Source organism: Loktanella sp. Alg231-35, assembly GCF_900143545.1.
In the GTDB taxonomy this organism is placed as follows: Bacteria; Pseudomonadota; Alphaproteobacteria; order Rhodobacterales; family Rhodobacteraceae; genus Yoonia.
Genome location: NZ_FREV01000001.1, coordinates 226734 through 250780 on the forward strand (window position 1 = coordinate 226734; position 24047 = coordinate 250780).

General features: G+C 55.5%; 21 protein-coding genes. 13 read left to right on the plus strand and 8 right to left on the minus strand.

Going from position 1 to position 24047, the window contains the following annotated elements:
• Positions 1 to 38 precede the first annotated feature (38 nt).
• The 6 genes from DHN10_RS01110 (at position 39) to DHN10_RS01135 (ending at position 6494) form a co-directional block, all read left to right on the plus strand.
• Positions 39 to 1352, plus strand: coding sequence for an ABC transporter substrate-binding protein (locus tag DHN10_RS01110; RefSeq protein WP_108813412.1), 1314 nt, complete (start codon positions 39 to 41; stop codon positions 1350 to 1352).
• Positions 1353 to 1479: 127 nt separating this feature from the next.
• Positions 1480 to 2343, plus strand: coding sequence for a carbohydrate ABC transporter permease (locus tag DHN10_RS01115; protein WP_108813413.1), 864 nt, complete (start codon positions 1480 to 1482; stop codon positions 2341 to 2343).
• Between the two features lie 4 nt (positions 2344 to 2347).
• Complete coding sequence (locus DHN10_RS01120) at positions 2348 to 3178, plus strand: carbohydrate ABC transporter permease (protein WP_108813414.1); 831 nt, start codon at positions 2348 to 2350, stop codon at positions 3176 to 3178.
• 12 nt (positions 3179 to 3190) lie between these two features.
• A complete protein-coding gene (locus DHN10_RS01125) occupies positions 3191 to 4195 on the plus strand; it encodes an ABC transporter ATP-binding protein (protein WP_108813415.1) in 1005 nt (334 codons plus the stop codon).
• On the plus strand, positions 4192 to 4977 hold the full coding sequence (locus DHN10_RS01130; RefSeq protein ID WP_108813416.1) for an L-iditol 2-dehydrogenase: 786 nt from the start codon (positions 4192 to 4194) through the stop codon (positions 4975 to 4977). The genes DHN10_RS01125 and DHN10_RS01130 overlap by 4 nt, the downstream gene beginning before the upstream one ends.
• Entirely contained in the window at positions 4977 to 6494 is a 1518-nt protein-coding gene (locus DHN10_RS01135; RefSeq protein WP_108813417.1) for a mannitol dehydrogenase family protein, read from the plus strand. The genes DHN10_RS01130 and DHN10_RS01135 overlap by 1 nt, the downstream gene beginning before the upstream one ends.
• A gap of 608 nt (positions 6495 to 7102) precedes the next feature.
• Here DHN10_RS01135 and DHN10_RS01140 read toward each other — a convergent pair.
• The 3 genes from DHN10_RS01140 to DHN10_RS01150 form a co-directional block, all read right to left on the minus strand.
• Positions 7103 to 8335, minus strand: a complete 1233-nt coding sequence (locus DHN10_RS01140) for a hypothetical protein (protein WP_108813418.1) — start codon at positions 8333 to 8335, stop codon at positions 7103 to 7105.
• A 38-nt stretch (positions 8336 to 8373) separates the two neighbouring features.
• Positions 8374 to 8955 (minus strand): polysaccharide biosynthesis/export family protein, encoded by a 582-nt coding sequence (locus tag DHN10_RS01145; RefSeq protein ID WP_108813419.1) that lies wholly within the window; start codon positions 8953 to 8955, stop codon positions 8374 to 8376.
• 284 nt (positions 8956 to 9239) lie between these two features.
• Positions 9240 to 9917, minus strand: coding sequence for a sugar transferase (locus tag DHN10_RS01150; RefSeq protein WP_108813420.1), 678 nt, complete (start codon positions 9915 to 9917; stop codon positions 9240 to 9242).
• A gap of 443 nt (positions 9918 to 10360) precedes the next feature.
• Here DHN10_RS01150 and DHN10_RS01155 point away from each other — a divergent pair, with 443 nt between their 5' ends.
• Entirely contained in the window at positions 10361 to 11800 is a 1440-nt protein-coding gene (locus DHN10_RS01155; RefSeq protein WP_199910616.1) for a mannose-1-phosphate guanylyltransferase/mannose-6-phosphate isomerase, read from the plus strand.
• 7 nt (positions 11801 to 11807) lie between these two features.
• On the opposite strand, the gene DHN10_RS01160 is transcribed toward DHN10_RS01155, so the two are convergent.
• Both DHN10_RS01160 and DHN10_RS01165 read right to left on the minus strand, forming a co-directional pair.
• Positions 11808 to 13094 (minus strand): glycosyltransferase family 4 protein, encoded by a 1287-nt coding sequence (locus DHN10_RS01160; RefSeq protein ID WP_108813421.1) that lies wholly within the window; start codon positions 13092 to 13094, stop codon positions 11808 to 11810.
• A 128-nt stretch (positions 13095 to 13222) separates the two neighbouring features.
• Positions 13223 to 14128 carry a hypothetical protein gene (locus DHN10_RS01165; RefSeq protein ID WP_159086887.1) on the minus strand — a complete coding sequence of 302 codons (906 nt, stop codon included), beginning with the start codon at positions 14126 to 14128 and terminating at the stop codon, positions 13223 to 13225.
• A gap of 347 nt (positions 14129 to 14475) precedes the next feature.
• Between DHN10_RS01165 and DHN10_RS01170 the strand changes: the two genes are divergently transcribed.
• Genes DHN10_RS01170 through DHN10_RS01180 form a run of 3 tightly spaced genes read left to right on the plus strand, consistent with a single transcriptional unit; the run spans position 14476 to position 17666 of the window.
• Complete coding sequence (locus DHN10_RS01170; RefSeq protein ID WP_108813423.1) at positions 14476 to 15300, plus strand: glycosyltransferase family 2 protein; 825 nt, start codon at positions 14476 to 14478, stop codon at positions 15298 to 15300.
• A complete protein-coding gene (locus tag DHN10_RS01175; RefSeq protein WP_108813424.1) occupies positions 15297 to 16883 on the plus strand; it encodes a GMC oxidoreductase in 1587 nt (528 codons plus the stop codon). Before DHN10_RS01170 ends, DHN10_RS01175 begins: the two co-directional genes overlap by 4 nt.
• A 9-nt stretch (positions 16884 to 16892) precedes the next feature.
• Positions 16893 to 17666, plus strand: coding sequence for an SDR family oxidoreductase (locus DHN10_RS01180; protein ID WP_108813425.1), 774 nt, complete (start codon positions 16893 to 16895; stop codon positions 17664 to 17666).
• A 10-nt stretch (positions 17667 to 17676) separates the two neighbouring features.
• On the opposite strand, the gene DHN10_RS01185 is transcribed toward DHN10_RS01180, so the two are convergent.
• Entirely contained in the window at positions 17677 to 19077 is a 1401-nt protein-coding gene (locus tag DHN10_RS01185) for an oligosaccharide flippase family protein (protein WP_108813426.1), read from the minus strand.
• 229 nt (positions 19078 to 19306) lie between these two features.
• Here DHN10_RS01185 and DHN10_RS01190 point away from each other — a divergent pair, with 229 nt between their 5' ends.
• The gene (locus DHN10_RS01190) at positions 19307 to 20731 is read left to right on the plus strand and encodes a hypothetical protein (RefSeq protein WP_159086888.1); all 1425 of its coding nucleotides are present in this window, start codon (positions 19307 to 19309) and stop codon (positions 20729 to 20731) included.
• On the opposite strand, the gene DHN10_RS01195 is transcribed toward DHN10_RS01190, so the two are convergent.
• The gene (locus DHN10_RS01195; RefSeq protein ID WP_108813428.1) at positions 20732 to 21571 is read right to left on the minus strand and encodes a 2OG-Fe(II) oxygenase; all 840 of its coding nucleotides are present in this window, start codon (positions 21569 to 21571) and stop codon (positions 20732 to 20734) included.
• A gap of 204 nt (positions 21572 to 21775) precedes the next feature.
• Between DHN10_RS01195 and DHN10_RS01200 the strand changes: the two genes are divergently transcribed.
• On the plus strand, positions 21776 to 22393 hold the full coding sequence (locus DHN10_RS01200) for a hypothetical protein (protein ID WP_108813429.1): 618 nt from the start codon (positions 21776 to 21778) through the stop codon (positions 22391 to 22393).
• 65 nt (positions 22394 to 22458) lie between these two features.
• The gene (locus tag DHN10_RS01205; RefSeq protein ID WP_306419246.1) at positions 22459 to 23247 is read left to right on the plus strand and encodes a WecB/TagA/CpsF family glycosyltransferase; all 789 of its coding nucleotides are present in this window, start codon (positions 22459 to 22461) and stop codon (positions 23245 to 23247) included.
• Here the strand turns inward: DHN10_RS01205 and DHN10_RS01210 are convergent.
• Positions 23244 to 24044: a CpsD/CapB family tyrosine-protein kinase gene (locus DHN10_RS01210; RefSeq protein WP_108813430.1), complete on the minus strand. Its 801-nt coding sequence runs from the start codon at positions 24042 to 24044 to the stop codon at positions 23244 to 23246. The two genes, DHN10_RS01205 and DHN10_RS01210, sit on opposite strands and share 4 nt — an antisense overlap.
• Between the last annotated feature and the right edge of the window lie 3 nt (positions 24045 to 24047).

Sequence of the window (24047 nt, forward strand, 5' to 3'; positions counted from 1 at the left end):
CTTGGTTCACCATAACATCCAATCTAGGGAGGAAACGGATGTCTCTTAAGAGCACACTTCGTGCAGCGACCGCATTGTCGCTGATCACGGCTGGAAGCGCATTCGCGGATGGTCATTCTGCCACAATCACAATTGCGACTGTGAACAACGGCGACATGATCCGCATGCAAGGCTACACCGATCAATTCACCGAAGCGACAGGCATCGCCGTCGAGTGGGTCACACTCGAAGAGAACGTCCTGCGTCAGCGCGTTACAACCGACATCACCACAAGCGGTGGTCAGTTCGACATCATGACAATCGGCATGTACGAAACACCCATCTGGGGTGCCAACGACTGGCTCGTTCCTCTGGACGACCTGTCAGCTGAGTATGACGCCGGCGACATCCTTCCAGCAATGGCTGGTGGTCTGTCGTACAATGGCACGCTGTTTGCTGCACCATTCTATGGTGAAAGCTCTATGATCATGTACCGCACCGATCTGATGGAAGCTGCTGGTCTGGAAATGCCAGCCGCGCCTTCTTGGTCGTTCATCGCCAAAGCGGCGCGTGAAATGACGGACCGCGACAACGACATCAACGGTGTTTGCCTGCGTGGTAAAGCGGGTTGGGGCGAAGGTGGTGCATTCATCACTGCGATGTCCAACTCCTTCGGCGCACGCTGGTTCGACGAAGATTGGAACGCGCAGTTCGACACTCGTGAGTGGTCCGACACGCTGAACTTCTACAAGAACATGATGGATGACTCAGGCCCAGCTGGTTTTGCAACAAACGGTTTCAACGAAAACTTGTCCCTGTTTAACCAAGGCAAGTGCGGCATGTGGATTGACGCAACTGTTGCGGCATCCTTCGTAACTGGTGCTGATTCAACTGTTGCTGACAGCGTTGGTTTCGCACTGGCACCAGACAACGGTTTGGGCAAGCGCTCCAACTGGCTCTGGGCTTGGGCACTCGCAATTCCTGCCGGTACACAGCAGGTTGACGAAGCCAAGCAGTTCATCGAATGGGCAACAGGTACTGGCTACATCGAGCAGGTTGCTGCAAACGAAGGTTGGGCAAACGTACCTCCGGGCGCACGTACATCTTTGTACGAAAACCCTGACTACCAAGCTGTACCTTTCGCACAGATGACGCTGGACTCAATCCTGTCGGCTGACCCAACAGACTCTACTGTTGATCCAAGCCCATACGTTGGCATCCAGTTCGCAGCGATCCCAGAGTTTGCAGGCATTGCAACCGAAGTAAGCCAGGAATTCTCTGCCGCTTACGCAGGTCAGCAGTCGATCGAAGAGGCTCTTGAGAAGGCCCAGGCGATCACAAACGAAGCAATGGAAGCTGCTGGCTACCGCTAAGCACTCCTCCTGACCCAAGGGGCGGCACAATTTGCCGCCCCTTGGGCTACCACCCTTTCCAAATATACTGTCACCTGAAAACAGTGCGTGAGATCAATCCGCCTGTGACCAGAGGAGGTACATCCAAATGGCTACCAAAGCATCAAGGTCCGCTGCCCGCATCATGATGGCACCCGCTGTGATCCTGCTCTTGGGCTGGATGTTGGTTCCTCTCATTATGACTTTGTGGTTCTCTTTCCGGGTCTATTTGCCGCTGCGAGGCGGCGACCAGGGCTGGGCGGGATTCGACAACTACACCCGCTTCGTCAGTTCCAGTTCTTTCTGGCCTGCTGTGCAGACAACCCTGATCATTGTCCTTGGCGTTCTTGCTATTACCGTGATCTTTGGCATCCTGATCGCCCTTCTTCTGGACCAACCGATCTGGGGGCAAGGCGTCGTGCGTATCCTTGTTATCGCACCCTTCTTCGTCATGCCCACGGTGTCCGCGCTGGTCTGGAAGAACATGTTTATGGACCCCGTAAACGGCCTCTTTGCCCATCTCTGGCGGTTCTTCGGGGCTGAACCCGTTAGCTGGCTCTCGGATGCATCGATGGGTTCGATCATCATGATCGTCAGCTGGCAGTGGTTGCCCTTTGCCACGCTGATCTTGCTGACTGCCGTGCAATCGCTCGACAGTGAGCAGTTGGAAGCCGCCGAGATGGATGGCGCGCCGTGGCTCAAGCGTTTCTGGTTCATCGTTCTGCCACACCTTAGCCGCGCGATAACCATCGTGATCCTGATCCAGACTATTTTCCTGCTTGCGATATTCGCCGAGATTTTCGTGACCACGGGTGGTGCATTCGGAACGCGCACGCTGTCTTATTTGATCTTCCAACGGGTTCTGGAAAGCCAGAACGTTGGTCTCGGCTCCGCCGGTGGTGTCTACGCCATCATCCTTGCAAACATTATCGCGATCTTCCTGATGCGGATCGTTGGTAAGAACCTGGATTAAGAATATGGCACGTTCTGTTACCCCCCGCCGGAAGCTCATCAACACAACGGTCGCCTGGGCGATTGGCTTGCTGATCTTCTTTCCGATCCTCTGGACGATCCTCACCAGCTTCAAATCCGAAGCAGAGGCGATTGCAGCCCCACCCATCTTTTTGGGCTTTGACTGGACACTCGAAAACTACCGCATCGTGATGGAGCGGTCCGACTATGGCCGGTTCCTGTGGAACTCGATCATCATTGCAGGGCTTTCGACTGTCCTTGGTTGCATCATCGCGGTACCCGCTGCTTGGTCGATGGCATTCGTGCCGTCCAAGAGGACCAAAGATATCCTGCTCTGGATGCTCTCAACAAAGATGTTGCCTGCGGTCGGCGTTCTTTATCCGATCTATCTGATCTTCATTGAGCTGGGCCTGTTGGATAGCCGCGCTGGTCTGGTGGTCGTGCTGATGCTGATCAATCTGCCGATCATCGTTTGGATGCTCTACACCTACTTCAAGGAAATCCCCGGCGAGATCCTCGAAGCGGCGCGCATGGATGGTGCCACCTTGCGCCAAGAATTGATCTATGTGCTGACCCCAATGGCGGTACCGGGCATCGCATCGACGCTGTTGCTCAACTTCATCCTTGCCTGGAACGAAGCATTCTGGACGCTCAATCTCACAGCCGTCAACGCGGCCCCTCTGACGGCCTTTATCGCCAGCTACTCCAGCCCCGAAGGCCTGTTTTTTGCGAAACTCAGCGCGGCTTCGACGATGGCGATTGCGCCGATCCTCATCCTTGGCTGGTTCAGCCAGAAACAACTTGTACGCGGCCTGACGTTTGGCGCGGTGAAATAAGGAACCTGACAAATGGGACAGATCCAACTTAAACAGGTGACCAAGTCTTTTGGCGACGTACAGGTCATTCCACCTCTTGATCTCACCATCGAAGACGGCGAATTTACCGTCTTCGTCGGCCCATCGGGTTGCGGCAAATCGACGCTTTTGCGTTTGATTGCCGGGCTAGAGGACATCACAACAGGACATATCGAGATTGACGGCACTGACGCGACAGATCTGGTGCCTGCGAAACGCGGCCTCGCGATGGTGTTCCAGTCCTATGCGCTTTACCCGCATATGTCGGTGCGCAAGAACATCGCTTTTCCGTTGCGAATGGCCAAGATGGATAAGGCCGAGATTGACCGCCGCGTGAATGCAGCCGCCGAGGTGCTGAACCTTGCCGACTACATCGATCGTCGTCCGGGCCAGTTGTCTGGCGGTCAGCGTCAGCGTGTGGCCATTGGCCGTGCGATTGTCCGTGAACCCTCTGCGTTTTTGTTCGACGAACCGCTGTCCAACCTTGATGCGGCCCTGCGCGTTGGCATGCGCATGGAAATCTCGGAACTGCACAAGAAGCTCGCGACGACGATGGTCTATGTCACACACGATCAGGTCGAAGCGATGACCATGGCCGACAAGATCGTCGTACTGCACGCGGGCGTGATCGAGCAGGTTGGTTCGCCGCTGGAACTGTACCGCACACCGCGCAACACCTTTGTGGCTGGCTTCATCGGGTCGCCCAAGATGAATCTTATCAACGGCGAAGAAGCGGCCAAACACAACGCGGCCACGATCGGCATCCGGCCCGAGCATATTGATGTGGTCGAAAGCGGTGGCACTTGGACAGGTACGGTTGGCGTGGCTGAACATCTGGGCTCTGACACGTTCTTTCACATCCACAACACTGGACTGGCTGAAACGATCACAGTTCGCGCGATTGGCGATGTGAGCCTGACACACGGCGACACGATCCACCTGAACCCACGCAACGATGAATTGCATCGCTTTGGCGCGGATGGGTTGCGGATCGCATGAAACGGCTCGATGGCAAAGTCGCGTTGATCACAGGCGCCGCGCGTGGCATCGGGTTGGCCTTTGCAGAACGCTATGCGCGCGAGGGCGCGCGAGTGGCCTTGGCCGATGTTGATTTTGAGCGCGCGACAGAGGCCGCCGATAAAATCAACAAAGAGATAGGCGATTGCGCCGTTGCGGTCAGGATGGATGTGACCGATCAAGTCAGCATTGATGCAGGCGTCGCCGATACGGTAAAGGCATTTGGCCAGATTGATATCCTGATCAACAACGCCGCGATCTTTTCCGCCGCCCCAATTGTCGAGATTAAGCGCGCCGATTTTGACCGTGTCTTTGATATCAACGTGGCTGGCGCGCTGTTCACCATACAGGCCGTTGCCAAACACATGATCGAACGGGGCATCAAGGGCCGGATCATTAACATGGCGTCGCAGGCCGGTCGGCGCGGCGAGAGCCTTGTCGCTGTCTATTGCGCCAGCAAAGCGGCCATCATTTCGCTTACCCAATCGGCAGGGCAGAACCTGATCGCACATGGAATCAATGTAAACGCCATCGCACCCGGTGTGGTGGATGGCGAGCATTGGGATGGTGTGGATGCGTTCTTTGCCAAATATGAGGGCAAAGCGCCGGGGCAAAAGAAAAAAGAGGTTGGCGAGGCGGTGCCGTTTGGGCGCATGGGCACGGCGGAAGATCTGACGGGGATGGCGGTGTTTCTGGCCAGTGATGATGCAGCCTATGTCGTGGCCCAGACCTACAACGTTGACGGCGGAAACTGGATGAGCTGATGAAACTCTGCAATGCAACGCTTTCTGCTTTGCCGGATGGTATCTCTGGCCCTGCCTACGATCGCTCGGCGCTGACGCCGGGCATCGTCCACATCGGGTTGGGGAATTTCCATCGGGCACATCAGGCGTGGTATCTGCACAGGTTGATGCAGCAAGGGCTGGCCCATGATTGGGCGATTATCGGGGCAGGCGTGCGGGCTGGCGATGCTGCGATGCGTGATCGGTTGCTGGCGCAGGATTGCCTGACTACGCTGGTTGAATTGGATCCGAATGGCACAAGTGCCGAAGTGATCGGATCAATGATTGATTTCCTGCCGGTCGAAGAAAACAATGCGTCCTTGATCAAGGCGATGTCTGATCCGGCTATTCGGATCGTGTCGCTGACGGTGACCGAAGGTGGGTATTATCTTGACCCGACGGGTGGGCTGGACCTGAACCATGCTGACATCATCCATGATGCCAAGTCGCCAGAGACGCCCGTAACCGCATTCGGCGCAATGATTGCCGCCTTGCGGGCGCGGCGTGATGCGGACCTGCCGGCCTTCACCGGACAATGCTGTGACAACTTGCAAGGCAATGGCGCGATCCTGCGGCAGACGGTTGTCGGGTTGGCGCGGTTGAGCGACCCCGATCTGGCCAATTGGATTGACCAGAACGTGGCTTTTCCAGACGCGATGGTCGATTGCATCGTGCCAGCGACCGGTGACGCTGAGCTGTCATTGGTCCGCGAACTTGGGATCGACGATGCCGCCCCCGTGACACATGAAAACTACCGCCAGTGGGTGATCGAAGATCAGTTCTGCAATGGTCGCCCGCCATGGGAAAAGGCCGGTGCAACATTGACCAATGACGTGCATCCCTATGAGAGCATGAAAATCCGCATATTGAATGCAGGCCATCAGGTTTTGGCGAATGTGGGGGAAGTTCTGGGTCTTGCAACAATTGCGGACTGTATGGCTGACACGCAAGTCGCGGCCTTTTTCCAGAAGGTTCAGCGGACCGAGATGCTGCCGCATGTGGATGCGGTCGCGGGGCTGCCCAATGCCGAATATCTGGCATTGATAGAGCGCCGTTTTGCAAACCCCAAGATCCGCGACACAACGCGGCGCGTGGCATTTGACGGGTCATCGCGCCATCCCGGTTTCTTGTTGCCCATCCTGCGCGATGCATTGTCAGCGGCCGCACTTGTGAACGGCTTGGCCTTGGTCGAGGCGCTTTGGGCGCGGATGTGCGCTGGCACCCGCGAGGACGGATCGGTGATCGCAGCAAATGACCCGCATTGGGAAGCATTGCAGAATGTCGCCAACGCAGCACGGGATGATAGGCAAAAGTGGCTAATGATGACCCAGATCTATGGCGATCTGGCAAGCGCACCGGGCTTTGCAGAGGCTTTCGCGGGATGGCTCGATTTGATCTGGGAAGATGGTGCCCGAGCGGCGTTGTCAGCCTATCTGGATGGGGTCGATATGTCGGCTACCGGGGACGAGCGCGCAGAACGTGCGTCGCAGTCTGGGTAGCGCATGCCGGGCCGCTAAGACGCCCATGCAAAGAATAGAATTTAAGTGATTATGTTGCGCCAAAACGGCGCCGATTACGGCAAGTGCTGACCGTTAGCCACGCATTGTGACCGCATTCTTGGTAGTCTGGCTACGGCTTGGAAGAAGTGACCAGAGGACGCACAAGACCGTCCCAACGATGCCAGCAAGTACATAAGCAAGGAATGCGTAAAGTAGGCTTGAGCCAGCAACAACGGCTGCTATGGCTGCAATCAAGCCGGAAGCAATTCCTAGTATGATGTACAAAATGAGCATTCTTACTCCTGTTAGCTCGCCTTCTTACGACGCGACTCACTTTTCGCGTGTATCTGACCGTCCCAAACAATAGAGGCGAAACTTTGTCTCTATTCTGACGACGCTGCACTCAATTCGTTAACGTACCCTTAACGTTGTTAGCAAAATCAATCGATTCACTTGTCTATTTGAAAAAACATAGCGTTTTTGAGGGAGTCGCCAACCCTTTGATTACAAAACAGATACAATGAGGCTGTTTTCAGCCCATTGCCCTAGGTAACCCGTCCGAGTTGTGCGGGAATCTGCCGGTTTTTCTGCGATTTGGATAAATTTTCTCAGGGGCGCCAAGAGTAGACGCGATCAAGCGACAGGAAAATGGTGCTGCTATTGGTGCGCAGCCCGTCATCGTCGCGGGCATCGGCACGTGCGCCGACGTTTAGTTCCCACAGAGGTGTCAGCTCATATCCATATCTGATGGACACGCCGCCGGTGGCGATTGTCGTGTCACTGTCGAATTCTTCTGATTGGCCAAAATCAAACCCGAAACGGATATTGGTGATCGGAGAAAGATCCCGCTCATAGCTTGCCTGCAGGGTCGTTGTGCCGCTGTCGGCTCCTGCGCCAACGTCACGCTCTGCACTGACCGAGACGAGGCCAGAGGGTATATCTTTGTCGTAGCTCAGCCGGGCCGTGACTTGCGCGTCGCCAACTTCATCTTCTGCGACACCCAATGCACCTTCGAAGTTTCCACCGGGAACGGCAAAGCTGCGTTCGAGAACTGCGGCCCAGAACGTATCGCCATCATCATCGCGGCTTGCAGTCAGACGCGCGGTCAAATCGCCCAGAGGCCGGTCAAAGGTCAAAGCCGTTGACAGTGATTGTGTGTTCTCCGCAGCTTCGCCGTCTTCTTCAAGACGCTCAAACCCAAGGGCAACATTTGCTGTGATGACTGCGCTCAGGTCAAACCGTACGCCGACGTCCACAGTGGCCATGTCCGAATCTACCAGCGCTGTGCTTGCATCTTCATAGCGGAGGGTTTCCACACCAACGCCAAACGAATACCCGATAGGGGCCGTTTCGTTCCAACTTAGGGAAGTGGCGAATGTTGATGTGTTCCGAAAACCAGACCCGGTAAGTTCATCAATATCATCAGGCAGAACGATCACGCCGTCATCGCCAATGAAGTCAGTGATATCACGTAAGAAAGAGATATCGGCGCGCTGAAATGCGAGCGAGGCTTCAAATTCAGCATCCGCCCCTGTCCGGGCATAGGTCAGGCCGACAGTGTTGCTATCCAACACGATGTCGTCCTCATCGATCCGTAGATCGGTCCCGAGTTCGAAGGCAAGGCGCTGGGTTCGGGTCTCGGTTACCGCCTCAAAGTCGAGTGACGTTGTGCTGACAAGACCGTCTTCAACCTCCTCTGTGACAAGATCACTATCGGTGCTAGCTTCGAATTCTTGTGAGAAGTCGAATGTGAAGAACACGCCGCCCGGATCTGCCTCTTGCGCCAAACCGACGGATGGGCAAAGGCAGGTCAGGACAAGAAGGTTACTGAAGTGTCTCATATTCAACCGCCCCCCAGTGGCGCGTTGGGGCGATTAACCTACTCGAACAATTTGCGCTGTGGCACGACGATGACGTCACCTTCGCGTAGGACAACTGCACCGTTGTTGCTGCTGCCGTTGAGAATTTGCTCATAGTCAATCGTATAGATTTCAGAACCGCGGCGCAGTTGGATACGCTTGGTCGCAGCAAAGTTTGTGAAACCACCGAACTGGGCAATTGTTTGCATCAGTGTTGTGCCTGGTGACACCTCGACCAGACCGGTGTTCGTTGCTTCACCCACTACGAAAACACTGCGCACAGGTGGATCTTCATCCTCTGGTGCAAGTGCAGATACGCCGACAAAGACGTTCGGAAGGCTGACAAAGTTTGGCGACAGGCGTTCAGCCAGGACAGCCTGGATTTGCTCAATGGTGCGCCCGCTTACCCGGAGCACGCCAGCGCCGGGCAGCGAGATGCGCCCGTCGGGAGTGACCAGAACCGAACGGTTCAGGCTGGAATCCTCGATCACTTCGATGGTGAGAGTATCACCCGGCTGGACGCGGTAACTCTGTGCGACGGTCATAGTAGACAAAAATACGAGGCTCAGAAGAAGCCCTAGAAATGTTGTAATTCGGGTCATGACATGGCCTTTTACTAAATCGGAACACGGGCACACTGCGCCCCAGCACTGTAATGATAGTAACGCTAAATCACGTTGATCAAAGCGTTAATACGCATCAAATAGGGCGGCTACGTGCCAATTTTCCGCCATTTTCACTATTTCGGCCCCATTTGCGCAACGATGAGAGTGGGCGCAACGGCCAGATATAACACGCCGACCACTGCTCATATCGGCAGTTATTGGTTCGGGCAGCCAGCAAGAGCATGCAGCACTTGCTGGCAAAGAGGTCGCGTTGGACCGGCTTAGTAACCGGTTCCTTTGACGACAACGCGGCAGGTCGCGAACAACAGTTTGATGTCATTCACAAACGACAACCTTGCGACATAGTCGGTATCGAAGCGCGCACGATCAGCAAAGCTGGATTCATTCCGCTCTGACACCTGCCAGCTGCCTGTAATACCAGGGCGCTGCGTATAGTAAGCGCGGCCTGGGTACATATCGATCTGCTCCGGCATCATGGGGCGAGGGCCTACAAGGCTCATGTCACCAATCAGCACATTCCAAAGCTGTGGCAGCTCATCCAGTGAGCTTTTGCGCAGCAGGCGGCCAAGCGGCGTGATCCGAGGATCATTCTTGAGCTTCTGTGTCAGCTCCCATTCAGCAGCCGCTTCAGGATTTTCGTCCAAGTGGCGCTGCAGTTGCTGATCGGCATTCGCAACCATCGAACGCAGTTTCCAGATTTGGTAAATGCGCCCGTTACGGCCAACACGTTCCTGCAGATAGAATGCGCTGCTGCCATCGCGAGAGACAAAGAATGCCAGAACGCCGATGATTGGCGCAATAAAGGGAAGCGCCAAAGCAACACACACAACATCAAACAGGCGCTTAAAGCCTATCTCATAAACGCCGACTTCCGGCATCTGTGGTGTGATGGGACGTGATTTCGTGTGCTCGGAAGCACTTGGAAAATTCGTAGCCATATTAATTTTCACTCGTTTCTAACCAACATGTGCCCAAGAATTGCGGCACTAACCTTACCTAAGAACGTATAACCGACGTTCCATCTAATCGATGTGTTACATGACACTGACTTCAAACAGCCACTGCCTACGCTTACTGATAATAAGGGCCAAGGTGCCATAAAAATAGTCCCAATCGTTCACAATTTATTAATTTTCCGGCCGAATAAGTGTATGATAACACCCATATTTTCATATTGTCGCCGTATTGGAACCAGTGTGTTGCGTTTGCTGCCTTACTTAAAGTCAGCTTTTCCATACCTTCATGAGTCGAACTGGTGGGATTCTTCGTTTTCAACTAAGGATATGACGTGGCGAGTCGCGCTATAGAGGTTATTGTAGGTCAAGGTTGACGGTACTTTGGTGTCCGCGCCGATGACGCGTATATTAGGAGTTGTATTTTCGTGACCCAAACAACCGAAAGCTCTTCATTCGCTATTCTTCCGGTCATATTGGCAGGCGGTTCCGGCACCCGTCTTTGGCCGCTGTCGCGCAAGCACTATGCTAAACAGTACCTCGCGCTTGATGGTGAAACGACGATGCTGCAGGCGACAGTCGCACGCATGGCAGGGCTGCCCTGTGCGGCGCCTTTGGTGATCTGCAACGAGGAAACCCGCTTTCTTGCGGCCGAGCAGATGCGGCAAATGGGACAGGACGGCGCGCGCATCCTTCTGGAACCCGCGGGCCGCAACACGGCCCCCGCAATTACGCTGGCCGCATTGCAGGCCGGGTCAAACGGTGACGATCCTGTGCTGCTGGTCATGCCTGCGGATCACAAGATCAGTGATTCAGCCGCGTTTGCAGCGGCCGTTAATGCGGCTTTGCCCCTGGCCCAATCCGGCAAGCTGGTCACATTTGGCATCACGCCGTCCCGGCCTGAAACGGGCTACGGTTACATCCGCGCTGGTGATGCGATCGCGGGCAGCGATGCCTTTGTTGTCGATGCCTTTGTCGAAAAGCCAGACCTAGCCACCGCAGAGGGCTATCTGTCGGCGGGCGGTTATTCCTGGAACAGCGGCATCTTTCTGTTCCGTGCCAGCCGCTATCTGGAAGAACTTGAGAAATTCCGCCCCAACATTGCGACCTCATGCCGTGACGCCTTTGCTGGCATAGCAGGTGATATGGATTTCCTGCGGTTTGACGAAGCAGCATTCCTGGCCTGCCCTGACGAATCCATCGATTATGCCGTGATGGAACACACCGAAAGTGCCGCCGTCCTGCCAATCGACGCAGGTTGGAGCGATATCGGATCCTGGTCGGCGCTTTGGGAAGCCTCTGAGAAGGATGCCGATGGAAACTGCGAAATCGGAGACGTCATCAGTCTGAACGGTTCCGGTAACTATATCAACGCCGGCAGCCGTATGGTCGCTGCGGTGGGCTTGCAAGATATGGTGGTTGTCGAGACAAAAGATACCGTCTTTGTCGCGCCCAAGGCCCGCATTGATGAGATCAAGGCGCTCGTTGCAAAGATGACGGCAGAAGGTCGCCCCGAATTGGAACATCACCGCGTTGTCTATCGCCCGTGGGGCAAATACGACAGCATCGACATTGACGATCGGCATCAGGTCAAGCGGATCACGGTAAACCCCGGCGCAAAACTATCTGTCCAAAAACACCATCACCGTGCCGAGCACTGGGTTGTTGTGCGTGGCTGTGCCAAAGTCACCCGTGGTGAGGAGACGATCCTGTTGTCGGAAAATGAATCTACTTACATTCCGCTGGGAGAAATCCATGCTCTTGAGAATCCCGGCAAGATCCCACTGGACCTGATCGAAGTACAATCTGGCAGCTATCTGGGTGAGGATGATATCGTGCGGTTCGAGGATAAATACGGACGCGCGTGATAGCGCTTCAAAGCAGGACCGGTTTGTCGCCACCCTCCAGAACCCAATGATAAACCCGCGCAACCTGACGGGCCTTTGCCTGCCAGGTAAAGGCATCCTGCACGCGCGCATGCGCGGCCTTTGCGATTGCAGGCAAGTCCGAGGGATCGTCCAGTATTTCGCCCAGTTTGGTCGCGAATGCGGCGACAATCTCTGCCCTGCTGCCGATCGGCACCTTGAAGCCCACATCATCGGTGACCAATTCCCCAGGTCCTGCATAGTCAATGACCATGGGCACAACGCCCAGCGCCATCGCTTCCAGCACAACGCCGCCGCCAAATTCGCGGATCGACGGAAAGGTCAACAAGTTGGCCTTTGCTGCAACAGATTGCACATCTTCATGGGGTAGGTTGCCGTGGAAGGTGACTGCTTCACTGATGCCAAGCTCTTTTGCCTGCGCCTCAAGTGCTGTGCGCATGGGGCCGTCACCGATCATATCAAGCGTCAACCGTCCGTCGCGCATCGGCTCTGCCGCCGCCTCCAACAGCATGTCGGGCCCTTTGTAAGGGACCAGCCGCCCAATAAAGCAAGCCTTGATCGGGCCAGAGATGTCTTGTTTAGACAGAAGATTAAAGCGCGTTTGGTCGATGGCATTTTCGGGCAGCCAGATGACACGGTCCTGCACATATTCCGGCAGCTCGCTCGCCGTGTGGCGTGACCCGGCGATGATGGCGGCACTGCTGCGCAATGTGCGCCTGCGCTGGGGGTTAAGTTTGTAGGCGCTGCGCACATAGGACAGCCATTCGCGTTCGCGCCTGCGTTCTGAATCAAAACCTTGCGGCCACGGCACACCCCCGTTGAGCGGGCCAAGCATGAAAGGCACGCCTGCCCGCGCAACCTTTGATGCCAAAGGTGAGGCGGTCGTGGGCGACAGTGGCGTCACTCGGTGGACAATATCATAGACACCGGCCCGGATATCTTTGCCGAATTTCTTCCATACCAACCGTTCGAAATATGGGTATGTCAGCGCATCAATCGCGGTCAGCGTCGTCCAGCCTTTGCCGGCCCCCATACGCAGAACGTTGGCGGCTTTATACATCGGGGCCGCAATGGCCTCGCTGTCGATTGCGGTGAAATCAACACCTTCGACCAGGCCGGCCCGTTGGAATGCATCGCGATTGCGGATTTGGGTCACAATATGAATGTCCGCGACCTCGCGCAGCGCATTGGCAAGCGACCAGCCAACCAGCGGGACGCTGACCCATTCGGGGTTGGCCGCTTCGGCGACAACGAGGACTTTTATGCGTTTGGGCATCACGACGGGACCTGACTTAACTTTGCCGTAGTAGCACGCAACTGGGTTTTTTCCATGCAAGAGCGCGCAGCAACATTGCTGGCAAGCAGGTCAGACCCGCCGCGTCTTCACGCATTTGCACCGGAATCTCAGTTTACGCCAAGTTCATCCGCAATGAATTGCGCAATCCCTGCGTAATTCGCTTTGATGACGGGATGAATGCCGTTGGGTACATTGATGCCTGCTGGTGGCGCTGTCTCAAACATGCCCGCATAGGTGATCAGGCTGGCAAGGAAATAGGTGGTGTCCGTGCCATGTGGGTCGCCATCCAAATATAGGTCCGTCACCGAAATACCGGACAGCAATGACGTCTGCGTGATCATCTTTGCGATAATCGGCCCAACCGGGATCGATGTGATTTGCACGTCAGGGCGCCCGTCCTGCAACGCCGTATGGTAATCGTCCCACCAGTCGCTGAACTGGCCAAGGATGAAGGCGTTGTAGTCGTCAAACTCTTGATCCGATGGCGGAAAGTTGTTGATCTGCATTTCGGGCCAGTTTTCATAAATGTAAACGTGGATGCCCGGTTCCTGTGCCGCGACCCAGTCAATCACCCGTAACGTCAGCCCCGCTGTCGAGCCGCCTGCCCAATCGAGGTCTGCCGTCGGGCTTTCGTATTGGACGAAATTCACCGGGGTAAACAGGATGGAGTCAAACCCTGCACTGGCAAAATCCTGTTGGTTGTGATCCCAGAACGCAGGCGCTCCATCAAAACCCCATTCTGATTCCGGTGGTAGGTTGTTGGCGTGATCCCAGTGGAACCCATATTGACCTGCAAAGTTGAAACGCTTCTGTTCCGCGCGGGCGAATTGCACCATCCAGTAAGGTATAGCAGAGCGTGCGGTCCCATTATTGAGCAGGCTGTGCCCAAAGATAAAAGTGCGCCGCTCGCCATCCTCGTGCCCCGCGCTATGCGCAGGAATCGCAACAAGGCCCAATGCACAAACAAGGGCCGCGCTGGTCAAAGAGGTTTTCAATCTGGAGAAAAATGTCATGGGCGAAACGCCTTTCAAATCACTGGTATCAATACTTGTCGTTACAGGTTCGCTACACATCAGATGTGTCAATTTTGCGGATAATACCAGCCTTTTTGCACAAAGTCCCGCGCGCCGGGGCTGATCGCGGGCAAATACCGCAGTTTTAGGCAGAGGCCATGTACGCAACATCCACAAAAAGCTGCAGCATGAGGGTGGCGAGGTCGCATTTATGCCAATAAGATCACACAAGTTGTGGTTTGCGATGATTTGAGTGATGTATTTGATGCCTGTTCTGTCCTTCCGTTCCGTCTGCTCTTTCTACCCGGCAGGTCATCCATCGTTCAAAGGGTTGAATAGCTAAGACCATGCCAACGATTTCAGTGATCATCCCGGCCAACAACGAAGAAGGCTACATTGGTGCCTGTCTAGATGGTCTGTTGGCGCAAAAGACTGCGCAGCCAGTGCAGGTTGTCGTGTCCGCCAATGCTTGTACCGATGCGACAGTACGGATCGCGCAGGATTACCAAGACCAGTTTGCACAGTTGGGCTGGCGATTGGACGTCCTTGATGCACAGGAGGGGGGCAAGCCACCGGCGTTGAACCGGGCGGATGCTGCCGCGACGGGTGACATCAGGGTCTATTTGGACGCAGATGTTGTCATGTCTCCAAGTCTTCTAAGTGAGCTGACAGAGGCATTGAAGGGCGATGCGCCTGCTTATGCCAGCGGCACCATGATTGTCAGCCGTGCCAAAAGCTGGGTTACTCGTGCCTATGGCCGCATCTGGACGCGGTTGCCATTCATGACCGAAGGTGTGCCGGGTGCAGGGCTTTTTGCCGTCAATGCAAGTGGCCGCGCGCGGTGGGATGCATTTCCGTCGATCATCTCTGACGACACGTTTGTGCGCCTGCAATTCACGCCACAAGAGCGGATTTTGGTACCTGCTACCTACACTTGGCCATTGGTCGAGGGGTTCGCGGCCTTGGTCCGTGTGCGACGCAGACAAGATGCAGGCGTTGCCGAACTAGCGCAGCTTTATCCCGGTATCCTGGACCGAGAAGGCAAGTCACCGGTGACTTTGGGTCTTATGATGCGGCTTGCCATCTCTGACCCGGTCGGTTTTCTGACCTATGTTGGCGTCAGCATTGCCGTGCGCCGCAAAGGCGAAACATCGTGGAGCCGGGGACGATGAGCGCATCCGAGATTACCTTGCAAGACGCCAAGGATCAGAATTGGGACGTCATCATTATTGGTGCCGGCATGGGCGGCGGCATGGCAGGGCGCAGATTGGCCGAGCGTGGGCTCTCTGTTCTCTTTGTGGAAAAGGGGCAGATTGGATATCGCACAGAGCGACAGGCCTATCGGGATCATATCGCGGATCCTTTGGCCCGTACGCTGCGTGGCTATTGGCCTAAACCGGTAGAGGAACATGATGGCTCGACCATCAAAAGTTACTTTGCCCCGCTGGGCAGTGGCGTTGGCGGATCATCTGTCTTCTACGCCGCAGCATTGGAACGACCCGAACCGCATGATTTGGATGAGGTGGACGGCATCGCGCATCCAACGGGCGGCTGGCCAGTCAGCTTTGATGAATTCCTCCCGTATTTTGATCAGGCCGAAGACCTTCTTTATGTGCGTGGTGACAGTGATGCCCTGTCCGATGTGCCGTCGCCAAAACTGCGCCCGCCGCCTGATCTGACACCCCAAGAAGCGGCGATGATGGATGATTTGCGCGCGCGCGGTTTGCATCCTTACTATTCACATATTGCCCAAAAACGGGTGGATGGCTGTGCCAATTGCCTTGGCGGCAAATGCCCACGCACCTGCAAGATGGATGGGCGCTCTGCCGGGGTTGAACCTGCGCTTGCGAGTGGCAATGCCACCTTGTTGGCGGGTTGCGATGTTGAGGAATTGATGGAGGGCACGCCGGGCACCATCACTGGCCTGCGTGTGCGTCAGGATGATGAAACGGCGGTTCTGACAGCTGGGACCTATCTTTTGGCGGCAGGTTCTTTCGGGTCGCCTACCTTGTTGCTGCGCTCGCCCGGTCAGTCGGGCAAGGGCTGCGCCAATTCAAGCGATTGGGTCGGGCGGGGGCTGATGTTTCATATCGACAACTTCTTTGCGGTTTGGCCCAAGCGTGGCGGCAAGCCGATCGGCAACAGCCGGGCCGTTTCGACCCGTGACTTCTATGTGCAGAAGGGCCAACGCCTCGGTCTTGTGCAATCAATGGGGTACGAGGCGAACTATGGCACGATCCTGCATTTCCTGATGATGCAGTTCGCCCGGTCACGTTTTGCAAAATTCACGCGGTTGCAAAGGCTGCTGAGTATCCCGGCGCTGTTGGCGGCCAAGCTCTTTGGCAATGCGGACGTCTTTGTGGCGCAGATGGAGGTGCTTCCAGAGCCGGAAAACCGGGTTGTGCTGAACGACAAAGACCCCGAAGTGTTTACGTTTCACTATACTGTCGCCCGCGACATCCTAAGCCGTCAGGCCGTGTTGCGGCGGGCCATTCGCCGGGGGATGGGTTGGTGGCGGATGATGTTTTTGTCGATCAAGCCGGTGGTCAATGTGGGCCATCCGATTGGCACTTTGCGGTTCGGCAATGATGCGGCACACTCCGTGTTGAACCGAGACTGCAAGGCTCATGATCTGGACAATCTTTATGTTGCTGATGGGTCATTTATGCCAACATCGATGGGTGTGAACCCCAGTCTGACGATTGCCGCGAATGCCTTGCGGGTGGCTGACATCATCGCAGATCGGAAAGGATAAGGTGGCACCATGACCGACTACACTCAGGATATCAGAAATGGCGTGGCGGTTGTCACTGGCGCGGGTGCGGGATTGGGGCGCGCACTTTGTCGTCAGTTGGTTGCTGAAGGGGTGCAGGTGGCCGGGATCGGACGCAGTGCCGAACCACTTGCAGAACTAGCCAATGAATTGGGCGACGGGTTTCACCCCGTCATGGCGGATGTCGCTGACGCGGCAGCTGTCGCAGCGGCCTTTACCGAAATCGAAGACACTGCAGGCACACCGACAATCCTGATCAACAACGCTGCCGTCTATCCCCGGCGCGATATCCTTGATGAAACGCCAGAGAGCTTCATGCAATCGGTCAACATCAACCTTGGCGGCGTGTTTCATTGCTGCCACGCGGTGCTGCCCGGTATGGTCGCGCAGGGGTATGGGCGGATCGTGAACCTAAGCACGTTTGCACATCTAAGTCCGGCACCTACGGCCGCGGCTTACTCTGTCACGAAAGGGGCTGCGCGGGTTTTGACGAAATCGCTGGTCGCGGATTTGGGTGATCGGTTCCCCGATATCGTGATCAATGACTGGATCCCCGGCGCCTTGAAAACCCAGATGGGAATTCCCGATGGGATTGACCCTGAAGATGCCGCCAAATGGGGCGTGCGGCTGGCGCTTTGGCATGACCCGATGCTGAATGGACGCCTGTTTGATCGGGATACAGAGTTTCTTGATCCGGTGTCGTTTAAGCGCAAGCTATTGAACCGGGTGACAGGGCAGAAACGCGTGCCATTGCGGCTGTCCTGACAGCCCCGCTTTAGACAAACCCTTGCAGTAGTTGCGCCATGCCCCAGCCCATTGCTGCGCCAAGCGGAACAGCAGGCAGCAGGCGAATTTCGTTGAGCAGCGAGACCCATTGTTCGCGGCGCCCCTTCGTCAGCAAAAATCCGATTTCAGGGATGCGGTGCAGCGCAATAACCACCAGACCGCCGGTGATGGACCCAAACCCAAATACGGCAATCAACAGGCCGCTCCAAACGGTGACAGCCCGCACGAGGCTTAGCTTGGTCATTTCCTTGAGGCGCCGTTCGGCTACAAATGCTTCGCGTAACAAACCGGGGCCAACCAGGATCATGCCAACGGCAAGTATCTGGATGATCGGAGCGATTTCAGCATAGCGATCATCATAGACAATCCCGACCAGCGTTGGCGCAAAGGTCATCAACCCACCCGCACCCAGCATCGACAGACCGTCAAACAAAAGCCTGTAACGGTAATATTGGCGCCGCCAGACGCTCGCCTCTTCATGCTTTTGCAACTCGGTGAAGACCTGAAGCCCCATCTGCGCATGCACAGAGCTTAGGAACATCTCAACAAGGTCCACGATCTGGCGGGCCACATAGTAGAACCCGAAAGAGCTTGCCGACATCGCAAAACCAAGCACAAATCGGTCTGCTACCAGCAGGATGGCCGTCAGCCCTGATTGTCCCGCAATCCACTTGCCCCGGTCGATGATGAGTTTGAGGTTCGTCCGGTCCCAGTTCAACCGCATGGCTGGCCCCGCGTAGAGCGCGAAGCTGAAGATCACCTGTATCACTGCCCCGATCAGGAACGCGTAGACGAGCGCCCAGATACTGCGCAACCAAAACGCCAGTGTGATTGTAATGGTTAACGACACGACTGCCCGGATCAGGTTTTCAATGCTGATCTGACGGAAGTTCATATTACGCTCGTAAACGAACCGTGAGGTCGAGGCGAAACCCGTGATGATTGATGCGATGCCGATGCAGGCAATGGCATAGGGCAGCACCCCCACGGCATAGCTTGATTCAGCAGGGAACCATCCAGCGTCCTGACCCAGTTTGATGCCGAATGCGACGCAACAGCAAAGCAAGAAGATCAGCAATCCGCGCAGAATTTGCGCGGTCCAGCAGGAGCGTAGGAAGTCGTCGTCCAGTTCCCCCTCTTTGGTAAGGATCAGGGCGCGTACACTGATGTCCGAGAACTGCTCGAAGATGTAAATGAAGGTCATCACAACTGCAAAGACACCAAACACATCCGGTGTCAGAATGCGCGTCAGCACAATTGTCGAAACGATCCGCGTGATCAGGTGAACGACAAAGACCAGTGTCGAGAGTGCGGCGGATGTAATGATCTTGCGCCGAAAGCTACCTCCATCAGACAGAGCACTAGTCAGGCGTTTCTTGAGAGGATTCATTTTTTACCGATACACCGCACATCATAATACTTCACGCGTTCTGAAGGACATCAGGCGCATTGGCAACAAAAACACCTGTTGAAGTGGATGAAATCAACGATCTGCGTCATATTCGGTTGAGACAAGCACGCGTCAGTCATGTTACCACGACGCGACAAAACCCCATTTATTCGCCGGACCGATGCCCAATTTTTTTGCCTATGTAGTGTTTTTCAGTTGGCCCGTGATCATGGCGGTCCTGTTCAAAAGGTTGCCGGCAGATCGCGCATTGGTCTGGTCATTGCTCGGCGCACTTTTGTTCCTGCCGGAAGAGACGTATTTCGATTTTCCGGTTGTCCCAACCATGAACAAGGAAACGCTACCAAGCGTGGTTGCAATGCTGCTTTGCCTGTTCATGGTGCCGCAAAAGATCAGGTTTTTTCCGCAATCGCGACTTGCGACCATGCTCATTCTTGGGTTCCTGATCTCTCCGTTGCTGACATACCTCAACAACACAGAAGCAGTGTTCTGGGGCCCGATGGGCATTCCGGGTCTGTCATGGAAAGACGGTTTGGCAAATGTTCTGCGCCATGCGATGACGCTGATCCCCTTTGTGCTGGGTTATAATCTGATCAACAACGCAGAGGCGCGAAAAAACTTCCTGACCATCTATATGATCGCAGGGCTGATCTATTCGGTGCCTATGCTCCTAGAGGTACGGCTAAGCCCACAGATCAACCTTTGGGTTTACGGTTTCCTGCCAGAGCTCTTTGGCCAGCAGATCAGGTTTGATGGTTTTCGGCCGGTTGTTTTTATGCGGCATGGCCTGAATGTGGCGTTCTTTGCGGCGATTGCCGTGCTGGCTGCGGCGACTTTGCTGAGGGGGCAAACGGCCGGTGGGCGCGCGCGCTACTTGTTTATCCTGTTTTACCTTTTTGTGGTGCTGGTATTCTGCAAAAGCGTCGGATCGATCCTCTTTGCAGTCGTCTTTGTTCCCATCATTGTGCTCGCGGGTGTTCGTTTGAAAGGTTGGGCCATCATGGTTTCGGCGTTACTTGTCCTGACCTATCCGGTCCTGCGCGCTGCTGATCTGATCCCTACCAAAGAATTGGTGAGCTATGCCGCGATGATCCAGGAAGACCGATCGTTATCTTTGGATTTCCGCTTTTTCAACGAAGCGATGCTGCTTGAACATGCCTCAAAGAAGCCGATCACCGGATGGGGGACCTGGGATCGCAACCGGGTGTTTGACAGTGAAACAGGCGACGATATTTCGGTGACCGATGGATTTTGGGTGATTGTGATCGGTGTGATGGGGTGGGTGGGCTACATCAGTGTGTTTGGCCTGCTGACGTTGCCGCTTCTCAGGCTTTGGCGTTGGCGCAAGCGAAAAGCTGAGTTCAAGGAACCGCATATCGTCTATGGGATCGCCCTGATGCTGGCGGTGAGCCTGCTGGAACTCATTCCCAACGCCACGATCACACCAATGACATGGCTGATCGCGGGTATGCTGCTCAGGTGTCGGCCGCAAGATGCGTCAGATATTGCAAAGCCGGAACATACGGCAGAGGACGAAAGCACAGCGCCGCGTTTGCACGTCAGGCAACGTCGAGGGCAAAAGGCGGCGGCATATGATGCCCCCGCCCTTCAAACCCATCAGCGCGCGACCCGTTGATCAGAACCCCAGGCGGGCCAAACGGGGATAAACTTTGCGGAAAATCACCGGTGGCAACCAGTTTTCCAGCAAGGTCTGCCGCTTAAACTGCCGATCGACCTTGTCCTCGGTGCCGGGGCGCGGTTTGAAGATGGTCGAATGCTCCACACGCGTCGGATCCCACGTCGCGGTATAGTAATAAAGCGCAATGGACTGCCGCGGTTCCCCTTCGGGGTGGTTTACCTTCTCTGGATTGCCGTGAAAGGTGTTTGATCCGGTCGAAAAGCAACACATGCGATTGAACATCGGCACAAAGCTTTTGACCTTCGCGCTCATGTCATTTTCCCAGATCTCGAACGATCCGCCCCATTCTTCGCGCCAGTCATCGTTAAGATAGATCAACACGTTCAGGCGGCGTTCAACTGACATCTGCTTGTGCAGGTTAAAGTCGGCATGGATATCCAGATGCCCGCCGTTGCTGACGCGGTGAACACCTGCGCCAATAAAGTATGGATCGGGGATCAGCCCTTTGATCCCGGTCATTTCCTCAAGGAACAATAGGAATGGTCGCGAATTAAAGGCATGGAACAGTTCGCGCGAATATGTGGGCAGCCGCTCAGGGTTATACTGCGTCTTAAGGTTTTCCTGCGCACGCTGAAATGTCGCGCTGTCCTGATCTTCCTGCAGGGTCACCAGATCGGCTTGCACCTTGCGCAAGACGTCTTCGGGAAGAAAGTTATCGATACAGATATGGTGGTACGGCTCACCGCCTTGATACTCTTCAGCAAAAGGTGCGGCAGCAGCGCGGGCCGTGTCCACGTCAATGCTCAAGCGTTCGGGATCAATATTGTAAATTGACATATCTGGTTCCTGTCGTAATCGTAAAAAGTGGCCAACAAACCATTCTGCGCCTACGATAGCCGAGAGCAGCGCCCCGGAGAGTCGTGTTCACAGAAATCTGCCAAGACCTAGCTTGACTAATATCACATATCTAGCCCTTACGTACAAATCTCTGTCGGGTGGTTATGCCAACAACACGTCAATTACGGCGAGGACAGAAACAATATGGAAGAAACGCAGATAATAGCACACTGCGCATTCCGCAACTGGGATGCGGGTATTGGCGATCCTACCGTTTGGGGGTGGCTGACGGTTGCGATTTATGCACTTGCGGCCATTGTTGCTGGGGTGACGGCCTATCGTGGACCCTTTCCAGACATGTCGCGCACGCGCGAGCAGATATTCTGGGGATGCCTTACCGTCGGGCTGGCCTTTCTGTCCGTCAATAAACAGCTTGATCTGCAATCACTCATGACCGTCATTGGGCGCTGCTCCGCATTACAGCAAGGCTGGTACGAGGATCGACACACCATTCAAGGGCTTATGATTTTGGGGTTGGGTTTGTTCGTTGTCGCAAGCGGTGTCTTCTTTCTGATCCTTTTGCGAGGCACCTTGCGCCGTTCGGCTCTGCCTGTGCTGGGGGGTGCTTTTGTCAGCGGATTTGTTCTGATCCGCGCGGTCGGGTTTCACAATGTCGATCAGATGCTCGGCATGCGCCTGCCTGCGGCGCTAGGCTCTGTGAAGGTGAACTTTCTGCTCGAAGCGCCGGGCCCTTTGTTGATTATGTTCACGGGGCTGTGGCTTCTGCGACGTGCAGCGTGGAAAAGTGAATTTCCAGACTGACTTTTGCCGTCGGCGCGGGCATAAGCAGCGCGAAGTAAGTTTGATTTCCAAGGTGCATTTGTCGTTTGTCTGAAACTCCTTCCCCTCTTTTTGTGATTAATATCCGCCAAACCGGGTTCCGGTTGGGCGTGAATGTTGCCGATGCTGACGATCTGCTTGATCTGGCGCGGGTGCGGCTGCAGAACCATGACGGTTTTGCGCTGGCCACAGTTAACCTCGACCATCTGGAAAAACTGCGCCATCCGGGGCCTTTCACTGATGCTTATGCTGCACAGGATTTTGTCGTGGCAGATGGCAATCCAATTGTGTGGCTATCACGGCTTGCGGGGCGCCCGGTGTCGCTTGTGCCCGGATCAGACATGGTTTTGCCGATGGCAGCGGTTGCGGTCGAAACGGACACACCGGTTGCCTTGCTTGGCAGCACGCAAGAGGCCTTGGCCGCGTCCGCCGAAGCGCTCAAGGCTCACGCACCGGGGTTGAACATTGTTGGCACTTTTGCGCCGCCGTTCCCCTTTGATCCCGGCAGCGCCATGGCGGATGACCTGCTGGATGAAGTCGCGGCGACTGGCGCGCGGCTGGTCTATCTGGCGCTAGGGGCGCCAAAGCAAGAGATACTTGCCGCAAGGGGCCGGGCACGTGCGCCGCAATTGGGCTTCGTTTCAATTGGGGCCGGGCTCGACTTTCTTGCAGGCACGCAAACCCGCGCACCCAAATGGGTGCGCAAGCTGGCGATGGAATGGGTCTGGCGGATGCTGACAAACCCGCGCCGGTTGGCGAAACGCTATGCGCTAAGTGCGGTCATTCTGCCGGGTTTGGCCATTGATGCGCTGCGGCAACGTTGGGGCAAATCCTAGCTGGTTTCGGGATATCTGCATTTATTCAGCACGACGCCCAGTAGATTGGTGCGCGTTTCCAGTTCCTGCTTGCAGCGGCCAATCTCATCAAGCGTTGAGGCCTCAGCGGCCCCAATCAACAGGGTCGCATCAACCTGATCGATGAACGCCATTGTGTCATCGGCAACCAGCACCGGCGGCATGTCGAACAGCATAACATCCGGCTGGTATTGCGCTTCGATCGCGTCAATCACATGGGCCGCTTTTGTGCCATGCAACAGTTCTGCTGAATTGGGGGTATCTTTGCTGGCGGCGACGGCAAGGCTGGCCTTGTACCGTTTGATATGGTCGCGAGGCTGTGCGGTGCCCGACAGAACCTTGGCAAAGTTAGTGCCGTCGTCCAATTGCAGCATCCGGGCTATGGAAGGTGTGCGAAAATCAAGCTCAATCACCATGACGCGCAGATCGGTTTGCCGGGCCAGACTGAAGGCAAGGTTCAAGACAACCGTCGATTTGCCGCAATCAGTACCGGGCGAGGTGAATGCGACCCTGCGCCAGTTCTTGCTGCGCATCTCATGCAGAAGTTTCGTGCGCATGACGTCAAAAGGTGTTGCATGCGGGTTGGCTTCCAGCGTCATGATCCGGTTGCGCCTGAGCGACTTGGGGTTCACGTCAAATTGCGGCAGGCTGATCCAATCGTCTGTTACTGTTCCATCGACAGGGCTTGCACCCCCGGTGCCAGCCTGACCTTGGCGCTGCGTTCCGGCAGATTGGCGTTCGTGGCGTGCTTTTTCGATAGCCTCGCGAATACGTTCCATGTG

Coding starts and splice junctions, on each gene's coding strand:
- DHN10_RS01145 (WP_108813419.1), bottom strand. CDS start 8,955: ATGACCCGAATTACAACATTTCTAGGGCTTCTTCTGAGCCTCGTATTT.
- DHN10_RS01200 (WP_108813429.1), top strand. CDS start 21,776: ATGGAAGAAACGCAGATAATAGCACACTGCGCATTCCGCAACTGGGAT.
- DHN10_RS01165 (WP_159086887.1), bottom strand. CDS start 14,128: ATGACATTTTTCTCCAGATTGAAAACCTCTTTGACCAGCGCGGCCCTT.
- DHN10_RS01170 (WP_108813423.1), top strand. CDS start 14,476: ATGCCAACGATTTCAGTGATCATCCCGGCCAACAACGAAGAAGGCTAC.
- DHN10_RS01160 (WP_108813421.1), bottom strand. CDS start 13,094: ATGCCCAAACGCATAAAAGTCCTCGTTGTCGCCGAAGCGGCCAACCCC.
- DHN10_RS01140 (WP_108813418.1), bottom strand. CDS start 8,335: ATGAGACACTTCAGTAACCTTCTTGTCCTGACCTGCCTTTGCCCATCC.
- DHN10_RS01185 (WP_108813426.1), bottom strand. CDS start 19,077: ATGAATCCTCTCAAGAAACGCCTGACTAGTGCTCTGTCTGATGGAGGT.
- DHN10_RS01130 (WP_108813416.1), top strand. CDS start 4,192: ATGAAACGGCTCGATGGCAAAGTCGCGTTGATCACAGGCGCCGCGCGT.
- DHN10_RS01135 (WP_108813417.1), top strand. CDS start 4,977: ATGAAACTCTGCAATGCAACGCTTTCTGCTTTGCCGGATGGTATCTCT.
- DHN10_RS01125 (WP_108813415.1), top strand. CDS start 3,191: ATGGGACAGATCCAACTTAAACAGGTGACCAAGTCTTTTGGCGACGTA.
- DHN10_RS01115 (WP_108813413.1), top strand. CDS start 1,480: ATGGCTACCAAAGCATCAAGGTCCGCTGCCCGCATCATGATGGCACCC.
- DHN10_RS01180 (WP_108813425.1), top strand. CDS start 16,893: ATGACCGACTACACTCAGGATATCAGAAATGGCGTGGCGGTTGTCACT.
- DHN10_RS01210 (WP_108813430.1), bottom strand. CDS start 24,044: ATGGAACGTATTCGCGAGGCTATCGAAAAAGCACGCCACGAACGCCAA.
- DHN10_RS01190 (WP_159086888.1), top strand. CDS start 19,307: ATGGCGGTCCTGTTCAAAAGGTTGCCGGCAGATCGCGCATTGGTCTGG.
- DHN10_RS01195 (WP_108813428.1), bottom strand. CDS start 21,571: ATGTCAATTTACAATATTGATCCCGAACGCTTGAGCATTGACGTGGAC.
- DHN10_RS01150 (WP_108813420.1), bottom strand. CDS start 9,917: ATGGCTACGAATTTTCCAAGTGCTTCCGAGCACACGAAATCACGTCCC.
- DHN10_RS01175 (WP_108813424.1), top strand. CDS start 15,297: ATGAGCGCATCCGAGATTACCTTGCAAGACGCCAAGGATCAGAATTGG.
- DHN10_RS01120 (WP_108813414.1), top strand. CDS start 2,348: ATGGCACGTTCTGTTACCCCCCGCCGGAAGCTCATCAACACAACGGTC.
- DHN10_RS01110 (WP_108813412.1), top strand. CDS start 39: ATGTCTCTTAAGAGCACACTTCGTGCAGCGACCGCATTGTCGCTGATC.